This is a genomic window from Anaerolineales bacterium, from assembly GCA_016928575.1.
Classification (GTDB): Bacteria; Chloroflexota; Anaerolineae; order Anaerolineales; family RBG-16-64-43; genus JAFGKK01.
This window is the reverse complement of sequence record JAFGKK010000060.1, coordinates 1-14,599: the sequence shown is the minus strand read 5'-3', so window position 1 is coordinate 14,599 and position 14,599 is coordinate 1. Positions and strand designations below refer to the sequence as shown.

General features: G+C 63.0%; 7 protein-coding genes. 1 reads left to right on the top strand and 6 read right to left on the bottom strand.

Features of this window, described 5'->3' with window-relative positions:
• Window positions 1–24 precede the first annotated feature (24 nt).
• On the top strand, window positions 25–1,281 hold the full coding sequence (locus JW929_07785) for a DUF2029 domain-containing protein (protein ID MBN1439292.1): 1,257 nt from the start codon (window positions 25–27) through the stop codon (window positions 1,279–1,281).
• On the opposite strand, the gene pyk is transcribed toward JW929_07785, so the two are convergent.
• The 6 genes from pyk to JW929_07755 form a co-directional block, all read right to left on the bottom strand.
• On the bottom strand, window positions 1,236–2,720 hold the full coding sequence (gene pyk / locus JW929_07780; GenBank protein ID MBN1439291.1) for a pyruvate kinase: 1,485 nt from the start codon (window positions 2,718–2,720) through the stop codon (window positions 1,236–1,238). The genes JW929_07785 and pyk overlap by 46 nt on opposite strands.
• A gap of 19 nt (window positions 2,721–2,739) precedes the next feature.
• Complete coding sequence (locus JW929_07775) at window positions 2,740–4,050, bottom strand: hypothetical protein (protein ID MBN1439290.1); 1,311 nt, start codon at window positions 4,048–4,050, stop codon at window positions 2,740–2,742.
• A gap of 491 nt (window positions 4,051–4,541) precedes the next feature.
• The gene (argF, locus tag JW929_07770; protein ID MBN1439289.1) at window positions 4,542–5,471 is read right to left on the bottom strand and encodes an ornithine carbamoyltransferase; all 930 of its coding nucleotides are present in this window, start codon (window positions 5,469–5,471) and stop codon (window positions 4,542–4,544) included.
• A gap of 543 nt (window positions 5,472–6,014) precedes the next feature.
• Window positions 6,015–7,073, bottom strand: a complete 1,059-nt coding sequence (locus tag JW929_07765) for a DMT family transporter (GenBank protein ID MBN1439288.1) — start codon at window positions 7,071–7,073, stop codon at window positions 6,015–6,017.
• A gap of 54 nt (window positions 7,074–7,127) precedes the next feature.
• The gene (locus JW929_07760; protein MBN1439287.1) at window positions 7,128–8,816 is read right to left on the bottom strand and encodes a pyridoxal-phosphate dependent enzyme; all 1,689 of its coding nucleotides are present in this window, start codon (window positions 8,814–8,816) and stop codon (window positions 7,128–7,130) included.
• A gap of 67 nt (window positions 8,817–8,883) precedes the next feature.
• Entirely contained in the window at window positions 8,884–14,523 is a 5,640-nt protein-coding gene (locus JW929_07755; protein ID MBN1439286.1) for a GAF domain-containing protein, read from the bottom strand.
• Window positions 14,524–14,599: the final 76 nt, after the last annotated feature.

Sequence of the window (14,599 nt, the reverse complement as noted above, 5' to 3'; positions counted from 1 at the left end):
GGATTGCGGCATGCGGAGCGACAGATGAATCGGTTTGCACGGCGCGGATTGCTTCCGGATAGCTGGATTCCTTGGGCCGTGTTCCTTCTGCTTTCAGGTTTGGGAATCGCGGGACTTGCGTTTGCCAATTATAGGTTTGCGCAAAGCGCGCCGGGAGGGACCGATTTTCTGGTCCATTGGATCGGAGTGCGGGCTGTGCTCGACGGGAGGAATCCCTACTCGGATCAGACCGCACTCGAAATCCAGACCTTGGTCTACGGCCGACCGGCCGGTCCGGGCGAACACGAACTGCGGGTGGCTTATCCCCTGTATGCGGAATTCCTGTTTCTTCCTTTCGGATGGATTTCCGATTTTGTCTGGGCCCGCGCGTTGTGGATGACAGTCCTGGAAATCGCCGCGGCGGCGTTCGCCGCCCTCGCCGTGTTCCTTTCCGGCGCGGAGTGGACCCGGGGACAGCGGGTCGCGTTCCTTGTATTCTCCCTTTCCTGGTACTTGGGGATGCGGGCGATCGTCAACGGCAACGCCGTTGTTTTGGTAAGCCTGTTCTTTGGAATATCCCTGCTCTGTGTAAAAAAGCGTTGGGACGTTGCGGCGGGTGTTTTCCTGGCCTGCTGCACCGTCAAACCTCAAGTGGCGTTGCTTCCGATCACGGCCGCGCTCTTTTGGGCGATCCGTGCGGGACGATGTCGGATGCTCTTGTCGTTCGGGGCGGTGATGGCGGCGCTGACGGGGTTGAGTTTCGCGGTTTTGCCGACCTGGCTGGCCGATAATTGGGACGAAATTCAGCGTTTTGCGCTGTACAACCCGCCCATCACTCCGGCGGATGTCCTGCGGGAAGCTGCCGGAGCGGTAGGATTTCTGGCCGGGGTGTGGATTTCCGTCGTTGTCTGGCTTGCTTTGTTGGGAATCGGGATCCGCCTGTTGCGAAAAAGAGAAGTGGGATTGCTGGCCCCGATCGGGATGACTATCCTGCTTGCGCCTCTCTCCGGCATCCCCATGGATCCCGGAAACCAATTCCTGCTGCTTTTGCCGTTGGCGATGATCTTGTCTGGAAGAAATCCGGAGCGCATCTCCTCCCGGCGGTTTGCCGGGATGCTGGGCGCGGTCTTTTTCGGATTGTGGATCCTTTTTTTACTGACGGTGCGCATGGACGGCCAGCCCGTCCAACACCCTCTGATGCTGTTCCCGTTGCCTTTGTTACTGCTGGGAATACGGCTATGGGATGCGGTCCGCGCTCACGGCTTGCGCGCGGCCGGCTGGGATTTGGTTTCCTGGTCCTGAAGGGTGTGCAACAGAATGAAATTCGGCGGTCCGTGCAGCTCCATCGGCAGGGATGCAACCAGGATCACCTGCTGTCCCGGTTGAATAGGCCCGGATTGCAGCAGTTCGGCGGCGACAAGGCCCACCATGGCCTCGACCGAAGCCGCCGGTTGGACCAAGGCCGGGACCACGCCCCACAGCATCGACAAACGGCGGTACGTGCGCGGATTCGGGGTGAACGCCAGGATCGGCGCGCAGGGCCGGGCTTTCGACATCAGCCTGGCCGAGCGGCCCTGCTGGGTGAACACCGCGATCGCGGAAACCTTGCGATCCTTGGCCAATTCCGCGGCGGCGTGCGCCAGAGCCGTAGGGTGGTCCTTTCCTTCACCTGACGTAAACCCTTTCCACCGTCCCCATTCCCCCAAGTGCTCCTCGGCTTTGTGCAGGATGGTCGCCATCGTCTGGACGGCCGCCACCGGATGGGCGCCGATCGCCGTCTCGCCGGAGAGCATCACCGCGTCCGAGCCGTCAAAGACGGCGTTGGCGACGTCGGAGGCTTCCGCCCGGGTGGGTTGGAGGTTGGCGATCATGGTTTCCAGCATCTGGGTCGCGGTGATGACCAGTTTGGATTTGAGATTCGCACGTTCGATGATTTTCTTCTGGATGACCGGCACGTCCTGCGGCGAGGTTTCCACGCCCAGGTCGCCGCGCGCCACCATCACGCCGTCGGCGGCATCCAGGATCGCCTCCAGCTGTTCGAGAGCTTCCCGCCGTTCCAATTTGGCGATCAGCGGAAGGTGTGATTTCGAAGGATCGGTCCGGCGGATGAACTCGCGGACCTCGGCGACGTCCTCCGGTTTGCGGACGAAGGAGATCGCCACCGCATCCACATCCTGCTCCAGCCCGAAGGCGAGGTCTTGCTTGTCTTTTTCGGTCAGCGCCGAGACGGCCAGGCGCACGCCGGGAAGGTTGATTCCCTTGTGCGGAAGCAGGACTCCGCCCTGTTCCACGCGGGTGAATATATCGGCGCCGCGCACGCTCTCCACCCGCAGGCGGATTCGGCCGTCGTCCAGGAGGAGTTGATCGTCCGGACGGACGTTGTGCGGCAGATCGGGCCAGGTGACGGATACTTCCTCGGCGTCCCCGGGGACGGTCCGCGCGGTCAGGATGAACGAACGGCCATTGGCAAGCGGGACGTGGCCTTCCCGAAGCGGACCGGTCCGGATTTTTACTCCCTGCAGGTCCTGCAGGATGGCGATCGACTGACGCATTTTGCCGGAGATCCCGCGCAGCATGCGGATGTTCCGTGCGTGGTCCTCAAGCGTGCCGTGGGAGAAGTTCAGGCGGGCAACGTCCATCCCGGCCCGAACCATTTCCACCACGGTCTCTTCGGCTTCGCAAGCCGGACCGATGGTGGCGATGATCCGGACCCGCCCGTGCTTGGAAAACAAATCGCTCATGGGGGATTCCCGCCTTTCATCAGACTCGGTACAGGTCGCGCGCCTGGCGGGAGAGATCCTCGCGGAATTCGGGGTGCGCGATGTCGATCAGCGCCCGGATCCGCTGGCGGATGTTCTTCCCGTACAGTTGCGCCGCGCCGAATTCGGTGACAATGGTGTGGACGTGGTTGCGGGTGGTGGTGACTCCGGCGCCGGGGGTCAGGATCGGCGCAATTTTGGTGCGCAGCGAGCCGTCCTTGCCCAGGTAGGTGGAGGGGAGGGCGATGATCGGACGGCCGCCCTTGGAGCGCGAGGCGCCGTACATGAAATCCAACTGGCCTCCCACGCCGGAATACAGCTTCGTGCCGATGCTGTCGGCGCTCACCTGGCCGGTGAGGTCGACCTCGATCGCGGAGTTGATCGCGACCACGTTGTCGTTGCGGGAAATGACGAACGGATCGTTGACGTGTTCGATCGGATGCAGTTCCACGAACGGATTGTCGTCCACGAAATCGAACAGCCGGCGGGTGCCGATCAGGAATCCGGCGATGATCTTGCCGCGGTGTATCTTTTTCCGGGCGTTGGTGACCACCCCCGCCTCGGCCAGGTCCACCATCCCGTCGGAGATCAGCTCGGTGTGAATTCCAAGATCCTTTTTGTCAACCAGGTGGCGCAGGACGGCGCCGGGGATTTCGCCGATGCCGGCTTGCAGGGTTGCCCCGTCTTCGATCAGCGGGGCGATGTGTTCGGCGATTTTCAAGCTGATCTCGCCCGGTTCGCCCATCGAGACTTCGGCCAGTTCGTAGTCGACCGGGATGAGGTAATCGATCTGGGAGATGTGCAACAGGGTGTCGCCCAGGACGCGCGGCATGCGCTCATTCACCTCGGCGATCACCAGGTGCGCCAGGGAGGCCGGAGTCTTCACCATGCCGCTTTCCACGCCCAGGCTGACGAAGCCGTGGGAATCGGGCGGGCTGACGTGGAGCAGAACGGCGTCCAGCGAAAGATGCCCCCGCCGGTACAACTCCGGAACTTCCGAGAGGAAACACGGCGTGAAATCCGCGCGCCCGTCGTTGACCGCTTGGCGGATGTTCTCGCTGATGAACATCGTGTTCACCCGCAGATGCCCTTCCATCGCCGGGGAGACATAATCGTCCGGACAAACCGTGAGCACTTGGTCGATCTCCACGTTGTGAACCTTCGGGGCGCGCCGCACGAGCGCATCGAGCAGCTTTTTGGGGACCGAACAGTTACCGCTCAGGTACACGCGGTATCCGTCTTGAATGGCCTCCACGGCACGGTCGCTGTCCACCACCTTGTGCGGATAGCGCGTTTTCCAATCGCTGAACATCCGAGTGATTTCCTCCCGATGAATCCGCGAATCCCTCTCGCGGAGGATTCCTTCCTGCGTCGCGCGTCCTGTAAAACCGCCAAGCGATCCGGCGGGATGCGCAAAAAGGCGCGGCGGGTCGCGGTGAAAGCTCAGCCCCCGCGTTGCGAGGTCCGCGGCGAAGCCGGGAAACGAAGCAGCCCAGCCGTCTCCTTTTTCTGCGGAAGAAGGAGATCGTCCCGGCCCGCCCGTTGGACGTTCCGGGACGGGCTGCGATTGCTCTGGTCGACCCGCTGCCCTAGGACGTGCCCGCAATCACGTGGTTGATGGCCTTTTTCAAGATCCCTCTAGGAGGGTGTTGAAAAAGTCCGGAGATGTCATTTGCGAGGAGCGAAGCGACGAAGCCGGCTCCTGCTTTTCCAGCGAAGGAGATTGCTTCGCTCCCTCCGGTCGCCCCCGCTGCGCGAGGACAGGCTCGCAATGACACCGATGAAAGGCTTTTCCATGCCCTGCTAGGATCCAGGAGCCAGCAAGTCCGCCAAGATGGCTTTTTGCGCGTGCAGGCGGTTTTCCGCCTGCGGAAAGATCAGGGATTGCGGGCCGTCGGCGACTTCGTCGGTGATTTCCTGCCCGCGGTGGGCCGGCAGGCAATGCAGGACGACAGCCTGCGGTTTGGCTTTCCGCAGCAGGGTGGCGTTAAGCTGGTAGCCTGCAAAGGCTTTCTCCCGCCGCGCCGTGTCCGCCTCCTGGCCCATGCTCACCCACGTATCGGTATACAGCGCGTCCGCGCCCGTTGCGGCTTCTGCGGGATCGCGGCAAAGGGTGATCTCGGCTCCGCTGGCTTCAGTGTCGCGGCGGGCCTGGGCGACGTCGGTTTCCGCAAGGGCGAATCCCTCCGGAGAAGCGATCGAGAAATGCACCCCCAATTTGGCGCAGAGGATCAGCAGTGACCGGGCGACGTTGTTGCCGTCGCCGATGTAGGCCAGGGTCAGTCCTCGGACGTCCTGAAAATGCTCCTCCAGCGTCAGCAAATCCGCCAGGGCCTGGCAGGGGTGATAGTCGTCGGAAAGGCCGTTTATTACGGGAACTTTGGAATAACGCGCCAGCTCCACGACGTGCTCGTGGGCGAAGACGCGGGCCATGACGGCATCCACGTACCCCGAAAGCACACGGCTGACGTCGGCGATGGATTCGCGCTGGCCGAGGCCGATTTCCGCCGGGGAGAGGTAGAGGGCATCGCCGCCGAGATGACGCATCGCCATGTCGAACGACACCCGCGTGCGCAGGCTGGGTTTCTGGAAAATCATTCCCAGCACTTTTCCGCGCAGGATCGGAGAGTTGACGCCCTCCGCGCGGTCCCGCTTCAACCGCACGGCCAAATCCAGCACGCGGCGGATTTCCTGGGCGGAAAAGTCTTTCAGACTGAGAAAATGACGAGCCATAAAAAACCTCTGGCGGTGCGGCGGCCGGAAAAGCTGAGCAAGTATAGCATATACGGATGGAATAACTTTTATTGCGGCGGAGAGATTTTTGGTTTTGGAAGCCCCTCATCCGTTTCCTTTGGGGAAAGCATTCTAGACTGCTCCGCCAGCGATCGCCGCGCCGGCGTCCATGGAAGCATCGGAAAACAATGGATCCCGGATATGAGCGCTCCCCATCGCGAGGGCAGGCGCCGGGATGACGAACCAAACCAAGAACGCCGGTCCTGCTTTTTTTTTGCACGGAAATAGACAGCCTGAGTAGCTGTAAAGAATATTGTTCCTCAACCTTCTCACTTGCCGGGTGCCGCAAAATGAGGAGGGAGGGATTTCATCTTCAACTCCGGTTTCTCCGTACGGGCGGAAGGCGGGCGGGGACGGGGTTGGACGGGAATGGTTAGCGGCAAATGTCGGCGCCGGTTGGTCGGAAAGATCCTTTTACTTGGGGCGGGGAAAAGCCAATTCAGTATCCTTTCAGGACCTGAAAACGGCGGAACACGGATGCCGTCAAGACTGCGGAGCGGTGGAATCGGACGATGGCGGGGAGGAGGGGGGCTCCTCGGGCGGAGAATTCGCCGGCGGCAGGGGAGCCAATGCGCCGGCCGCCAAGGCTTCCCGCACGAGTTCCTCCGGAGATTTCGGGTGCAGCCAGGCAAGCCATCCGGTACCCGGCGCCAGGCGGGTCGGAACCGGCGGCTCGCGGACTCCCAACAGGATGCTCACGGCCATGAGGAAGCCCCCCAGCCATTGGGTGGGGCTGAGCTCTTCCTTCAGAAGGAAGATGCCGAAAAACACCGTCACCAGCAATTCGCCCAGTCCGAGCAATGCGGTCTGGAGCCCGCCGATGTGCTTTACACCGGCGAACAAGGTAAGCCGCGAAAGAAAGATCGCCAGCGTCATGCCTCCCAAGGCCAGCCATGACAATTGCGAGTGCGGCTGGGTGAAGGAGGAGTTGAACAGCAGCATCGGCAGCAGCACCGCGGCGGAGGCGACGAGCGTGTAGAAAGTCACGGTCGGAGCGGGGACTTCGTAAAGAACGCGCTGATTGACCGGAAGATGGAGGGCGTACAGCGCCGAGGAAGCCAGCATCAGCAGGATGCCGACCAAATCCACGCGGTGATCGCCGGTCGAGGTGATCAGCACTATCGCCGGGATGGCGATTGCCAGGCGCACGACGCTCAGCCGCGAAGGCGCGTACCCGTCCAGGAGGAGGAACAGGGCGACGAAGCCCGGATACAAGGAATAAATGATGGCGCCCAAGCTGGTGTCGATGCGGGTGATCGCGCTGTAATAAAACAGCGCTCCAAGCGCGTTGATCCAACCCGCCAGCAGGCAGCCGATCAGTCCCATGGGGTAGATTTGCAGGAGGTTTTTTTTCCAGAAGAAGATGATCAGGAACAGCAGGAGTGCGGCACCGAGGGCGCGCAAGCCGACGACCTCCACCGGGAGAAACCCTCCGGAGAAGGCGGTTTTGCCCAGCGTGGGGGAGATGCCCATGAAGAAGGCCGAGGAGAGGGCTGCGGCAAATCCCGTGGTCCGGTTGGTCCAGGTCCGTATCCGTGTCATCCGGGAATCCTCATGGCATGCCGTCGCCTGGCGCCTCGGGGGTTTCCGCGCGATTCATTCCAGCGCCTTGTTGATCTCGGAAAGGAGATCGTCGTCGAAGAACGTGCCCTTTTGTAAAAGGCGTTGAATCTGCCCGCTGAGCCGGCGGCGCTCCTCGGGAACGAGCATCTTGGCTGTAACCACGACCACCGGAATGTCGGCCAGGTCGGGATCCTTCTTTAAAAGTTCCAGCAGCCCAAATCCGTCAAGCTCGGGCATCATCAGGTCCATCACCACCAAATCCGGCTGCTGTCGGCGGATGAATTCCATCGCCTTGGGGCTTTCGGAGATCTCGCTGATCTCGAAACCGCCGCGCGCCTGAAGGATGCGCCGGATCAGCCGGATGGAGTTCGGATCGTCGTCGACGATGACCACTTTGCGCAGGCGGAAGTCCAGGCGGTTGAGGGCGGCCAGCAGGCCTTCGCGCGGCATCTCGATTTCGGAAGTGCCGGGGAGCGAGACTTCCGTCTCCCAGCCTTCGCCGAGCACATCCCGGTCGATCGGCAGGGTATGCCCGGAAGCGTTGACTACCACGACGTCGTCGGGGCGGATGGTCCCTTGGCGGACGAGCTTAAACAGGCCGGCGAAGGCCACCGAGGCCGCGGGCTCCAGCGAAATGCCTTCCATCTTGGCGACAATGTGCGTTGCCCGGAAGGCTTCCTCGTCGGATACGGTTTCGAAAGCCCCCCGCGCCTCCGGCTTCGTCAGCCGCGCGCGCAAGAGTTGGTATGTCCGCCCGGGATCTCCGGTGGAAAGCGTGGAAATGTTCGTCACCGGAGAGGCCACGACATCGGGCTGGTCCAGTCCTTTTTTCCAGGCCGATGTCATCGGGGCGCATCCTTCAACTTGGACCACCGCGATGCCGGGCACGTTGGAGGACAATCCGAGGGTTTGCAATTCCTCGAATCCCTTAAGAACGCCCAGCGGTCCCATGCCGCCGCTGACCGCCTGGATGTACCAATCCGGACACCGCCACGGCGAGGATTTTAGTTTTCCGGTTCCGGTGAGTTTGGTTCCGAGGAGCGGCGTTAATTGCTCGGCCAACTCGAAGGCGATGGTCTTCATGGCCTCGACGGGGGTGATGCTTCGGGTTCCTTGGTCGATGAAAATCCCCTTGCGCTTGGCGAAGTCCGCCGCCACCTGCTTGGTGTGATCGTAGGTCCCGGTCACTTTAATCACCTGGGTGCCGTAGATGGCGACTTCCTGCATTTTGGCGGAGGGGACCATGCTGGTGAGGAAGGCCCACAGTTTGATGCCGGCCCGGGCGCAATAGGCGGAATAGGAAATGGCGACGTTTCCGGTGGAGGCCACCACGGCTTCGTGGATTCCGGCTTCCTTCAGGGCGGAGACCGTGAGCGCCGCCTGCCTATCCTTGAATGACGCCGTCGGACCCTGGCGCTCGTCCTTGATGAACAGGTTCGGCAGGCCGAGCATTAATCCCAGATTCGGGGCGTGATGCAAGGGGGTTCCGCCTTCGCCGAGGGTGACGATATTGGCCGCGTTGGTGATGGGCAGCAAATCCAGATAGCGCCAGAAATGGAAAGGCCGCTCCCGAAGCTGAAGGGCGAAGGTCTTGGCAAGGGTCGGATAATCGTAGCGGGCCTGCCGCCACCCGCTTTGGCACTTCGGGCAAAGCGGAATTCTGGGGGAATAGGGGTAGAAATTTCCGCAATCAATGCACTCCACCACGAAATGCGCGGCCATGACGTTTCATCCTGTTCGATTGTTCCCCCCGCCGGATCCGCCGCTTGGGCGGACCCGGCGGGCTGGGTTAGGTTGTTTTCTCGGACGGAAGGGGGGTGGTTGCGCTCTTGGATTCCGCGGGAAGCGGAGTGGTGGAGCTTCTCTTGTCGGCGGTCAACGGCGACGTGGGGCTCTTCCGTTCACCGGGAAGCGGCGATGTGGATTTCTTCGATTCCATCGAAAGCGGTGAGGTGCCGGGGATGCCCCGGTGCTCGTACAGCTTCAGCGCGCGGGCGATGCTTTCCAGCAGATCGTGCTCGGAGAATTGCTCCTTGCGAAGGATCGCCTGCGCCTGGCTGGAAACGGCCTCCATCTGGTCGGGGCTCATATCCGCCGAGGAGAGGACGATGACCGGGATCGGTTTGGTTTTCGGATTGGTGTGCAGGGTCGAGAGGACGTCGAATCCGGCCGATCCGGGCAGCTGCAGGTCCAGGATGATCAGGCTGGGCTTGTCGTTTTCCGCTCGTTCCACTCCGCTTTTCGCTTCCGCCACCATCGCCACTGAGAATCCGCTCAACTTTTCGAGGATGCGCTGGACAATCTGAGCTTCGTCAGGATTGTCTTCGATCACCAGAACGTTGTAGTCCTTGTGGTCTGTTTTTTCGAGCTTTTCCAAAGAGGACACCAGGTCCGTTTCCAGGATCGGCTTGACCAGGTAATCGGCGGCTCCCAGGCTGAGGCCGCGTCCGCGGTCCTCGGTGATGGTGCACAGGATGACCGGCAGCGGCCGCGTCACGGGATCCGATTTCAACTGGGCCAGAACCTGCCAGCCGTCCGGGGAGGGCATGTTCACGTCCAGCAGAATCGCGTACGGACGCAGTTCGCGGGCCATCGGAACCGCGCGGGCGCCGTCGGTCAACTCGACGATCGTATAGCCGCGGGGTTCGAGATAACGGCGGTACAGCTGAACCACGCCGGATTCGTTCTCCACCACCAGCACGGTCTTGCGGCCGGGGGCGGCCGCGGCCGCCGGAGCCGTTTCCGCGGCCGGCGCCGCCTTCGGCTGGAGGGCCGGCAGGGTGAAGTAGAAGGTGGAGCCTTTTCCGAGGATGCTGTCCACCCAGATCCGTCCGCCGTGCATCTCGACCAGGCGCTTGCAGATCGAAAGGCCGAGTCCGGTTCCGCCGGTGCGGCGGGTGGGCGAGGCGTCGACCTGCGAGAAGGCCTCGAACAATTTCGGGAAGTGATCGGAGGGGATTCCCGAGCCGGTGTCGGAGACGCTCACGACGATTTCCGGATAATTGTCCGGATTGGTCTGCAATTTGGCTTCGATGACGATGCTGCCCGATTCGGTGAACTTGGCCGCATTCGACAGCAGGTTCAGAAGGACCTGGCGGGCGCGGATCGGATCGGCGCGGGCCAGCGGGATGTCGTCGGGGATGTACTGCGACAGCCGGATCGGCTTGTCTTTAATCAGCCCCAGGGCGGTCGACGCCACGCTTTGAATCAGGTTTCGCATATCCACTTCCTCGAATGCCAATTCCATCTTCCCGGCGTCAATCCGGGAGATGTCGAGGATGTCGTTGATCAGGCCAAGGAGGTGCTGGCCGGCATTGTGGATCGCGGTCAAGTCCTGGTTCTGCAGGTCCGTGATCGGGCCGTCGATTCCTTTCAGAATGACGCGTGAAAAGCCGATGATCGAGTTGAGCGGCGTGCGCAGTTCATGGCTCATATTGGCGAGGAACTGCGTTTTCAGGCGGTCGGCTTCGCGCATTTCCTTCAGGGCTTCGCGCTCCACTTCGTAGGATCGGGCGTTGTCGAGAGCGACGGCCACCTGGTCCGCCAGGGATTGCAGAACGGAGATGTCCGCCGGCAGGAAGGCATTCGCCCGCGCGACGTGAATGTCGAGGGCGCCGAGCATGCGGTCGCCGATTTTCAGCGGCAAGGCCAGCTGGGTCTTTGTCTCCGGCAGGGTGGGATGCGCGCGGAAGTACGGATCCTTAGAGGCGTCGAGCGCGGCGTACGGTTTTCCGTTTTCCGTGACCTGGCCGACCACCGTCTTCGATCCGACGGCGATGCTGTGCTTGGCTTCCTTCATCTGCACCCCGGGCTGGCCGGTGGCTTCCCGGACGACGGCGTATTTGCCCTGTTCGTCGAGGAGGTAGATCGCGGTATGGTAGAAGCCGAACCGCTCCCGCAGGAGGTTCACCGCGCGGGAAAGCAGGGTGCCGGTTTCCAGCGTGGAGGTGGCGAGGCGGCTGACTTCAGCCGCGATCTCCAGTTGTTGGGCGCGGCGCTGGGCTTGGTTTAGCAGACGGTAGTTGTCGAGAGCGACCGAAAGCTGGGCGCCGACCGTCTCGAGAAACCGCACTTCGCTGTGCGAGAAGGGGTTGGCCACCCGGCGCACGGCTTGCAGAATGCCGATGTTTTCACCGCGGACCCGCAACGGGACCGCGACCATCGAGGCGATGGCAAGGTCGGCCAGCACCGGGCGCACCATCCCCGACAACCGGTCGTCTTCCTGGGCATGGTTGCTGACCACCGTCTGGCCGCTTTGCAAAAGGTCGAAGAATGGATACAGCACGCCGGGGAAGCGAGTCCCGTCCTCCACCGATGGCTGATCCGCGTCGGCCATGTGCGCCACCTGCTGTACGTAGGTCTGGCCGGTTTCTTCGCCGAAGAGCTGGATCGAGATGCTGTTGAGGACCACAGCCGTCCTGCACGAGTCGAGCGCTTCCTGCATCAGCTGTTCCTCGCCGCCGGCCTTCTGCAGGCGCTGCGAAGTTTGGAACAGTGTGACCGCTTCGCGCAGGGCCTGCTCCGTCTGGTTGTGCAGGCGGGCGTTTTGGATGGCGGTCGACGCCTGGGCGACGATCGTCTCCGCCAGACGCAATTCCTCCGGCGTAAAACTGCGGCCTTCTTCCAGCAGGTGCATGCCGACCAAGCCGATCGTATTGCCCTCGGCGACCAGCGGCAAGAGGACCAGGGTGCGGGTGCGGTGCTCATGCTTTTCGCCGGGCAACAGCGGCCGCAGCGGGTTTTCACTCACGCCGGTGAAGATCGTCGGACCGCGCTCGACGACCGCCTTCTGAAGCATCGGCGATTCTCTCGCCGAGACGAAGATCGTCGGACTCGAACGGTCCAGACGGCCCGGCTGATCGCTGACCAGGGTCAGTGTGGATTTGTCCTCGGAGAGCAGCGAAATGCTGGCGTGTCCCAAGGACAGTGCCCGCGCCAATTCGGACGCGATCGTATCCAAACTCGTAAGCAGGTCCAGCGAACCGGCGACCGAAGACACCACGCGGTTGACCAGCGCGAGTTCTTGGGTGCGGGCGGCGGCTTGGTGAAACAACCGGGCGTTTTCCAGCGCCAAGGCCAGCTGGTCGGTGATTTCCTCCGCCAGCATCCGGTCTTCGTCGGTCCAGTAGCGTTTTCCTTCCTCGTCGCGGAATTCAAGCACGCCGAGGATCTGATCCTGCAAGCGGATCGGAACGGCCATGACGGAATTGGGCTCGCCGTGCCCGTCGTCGCCCGGCTGGGCGACCACCAACTCTCCGCTGGTGAGCGCTTTCTGTGTTTCAGGCGTATTGTAGGCTTCCAATCGCTGAAGTCCGCCCATGTCATCGTGGAAAAGCACCGGATGGACAGTGAACGGGGCCGATTGCGAGGTTGCCGAAAGACTGCGCAGCGACAATGGACCGGTACCCTTGAAGGGGGGCAGGGGACCGGACTTCTTCGGCGGTATCTGCGGCAGGGCGGCAGGCTTTGCCTCCTGCGGAGGGGTTGGCGGCGCGGCGGAGGCTGGAGCCGCGGATGGAGCCGGTTCGGCGGCTTCCATCGTCGGCGCGGGGAACGCGGTCGGCGGCGCAGCGGAGGCCGGAACCGCGGATGAAGCCGGTTCGGCGGCCTCCATCGCCGGCGCGGGGAAAGCGGCCGGCGGAGGGGTTGGCGGCGCGGCGGAGGCCGGAGCCGTGGATGGAGCCGGTTCGGCGGTTTCCATCGCCGGCGGTGGAGTCGGCGGCGCGGCGATTAACTCGGGTTTGGCTGTCCCCATAGATGGAACGGGTACGGTTTCTGCGGGATGCAGGAAGGCCGATTCCGGTGGAACCGCCGGGGTGGGGGCGGTATGCTCCGCTTCGGGAACTTCCGGCGCCGCCAATGGAGCAGGCGCCTGCGCGGCCGAGGGAGCGCTTTCCTTCCCGGGCTCGAAGAAGGGCGTTGCCGATTCCGTGGGTTCAACCGGAAGGAATTCGACTTCCTGCGGAGTTGCCGGCGCCGCCGCAACCGGTTCTTGGATTTCCTGCCCAAATTCGGACGGCGGGGTTTCGGCCGGAGATTTTCCGCCGCCCGCCGCCAGATCCCGATCGGTGATTTTCTTCAACGAAGGGGCGATGGAGGGCAGCAATTCCTCAAGCGACGGCCTATGCAGGCGTTTATCGGCATCGACCTGCCCGGCGGATTCCAAAATGCTGCTGATGCTGGGGGCCGGTTTGCGTTCCGGAAGCGGTTTGGTGGGCTTCCTCTTGGCCGGTTCCGCCGCGGGGGGCTTCCCTTCCGGGAAGGGTTTGGTGGCGCGCTTCCGGGGAAACGCCTTCGCCGGAGTCTCCTCAAACGGTGCGGCGGCGGTTGTGAACAGCGGTGTGGTGATCCGCTTTTTCGGAGCGGCGGGCTCTTCTGCCGGGGCCGCAAACGTTTTGGTGATCCGTTTTTTCTTTTCTACGGCCGCAACCGCTTCCGCCGGAGGTTCTGCGGAAACGGGGGTGGGCCTGGCGGCGCGCTGCTTCGGCGCCGCGGCCGGCCGGCGGACGCGTTTGGCCTGCGGCGGGAGGGGTTCGGCCGTTTGCGGGACGGACGGCGCCGGACGGGGCTTGGCGGCCCGTTTTCTCGGTTCGGGGGGAACGGCTTCGAATGCGAGTTCATCTACAGCGGCGGGCTTGGCCGCTCGGCGTTTTGGCTTACCCGCGGGAGCAGCCTCGGCGGAGACGGAGGACGGGATTGCGGCCGGCGGCTTTACGGCCCGTTTCCGGGAGGGTGCCTTGGCGGTTTCAAAGACGGCCTCCGGTATCTCCGGTTTCGGTTTGCGCCGCAGCCTGGCTTTCTGGGCGCCGGGGATGGCGTCCGCCGCTCCTGCCATGGCCGCCGCGGCCGCGGTTGGCTTTCGAGGGCGCGGGCGCCGTGCTGGGGTTGCCGCCGCAGCGGAGGCAGGAGCTTCCGCCGCGGATGCGTCTGCCTGCCTGGCGGGACGTTTCCCGGAGGAAGCCGCCGGCTTGCGGAATTTGACCGGCGCGTGGACCGGGGCCGCCGACTGCAATAGCTGGACGACCGCACGATAAGTCGACGCCTGCCCTTCGTCGTTCATTCGGGGAAGGGCGTTCATCAACAGAAGGATCATCGAACCGTTGCGGTGATTGGCGGTCAGGAACAAATTGTCGATCGGCTCCCCCGATTCGATGGCCGCGCGCAGTTTTTGTGCGGATTCCGGCAGCAATCCGCACTCCTCCAACGGCCGTCCCTTGGTTTGCGAAGCGCGCAGGCCCAGCAGCGGATAGATCTCATCCGAGCACCACAGGCTGTTGCCCTCGGTGTCGAATTCCCAGACCCATCCGCTGGGCGCCGACGAAGGTTCGCGGCTCCGACGGGGCTTCCGTTCGGGCGCGACCGGGACGTCCGGTTCCGAGACCCCCGAGAAGAGGGTCTCAAGCTGGCTGAGCGATCGCTTGATGGACATATTCATCCAACTCCTGAGCCAGGGCGCGGTACTGCAGTGCGGCCCGGCTTTCGGGGGCGTACTCGGTGATCGGCTT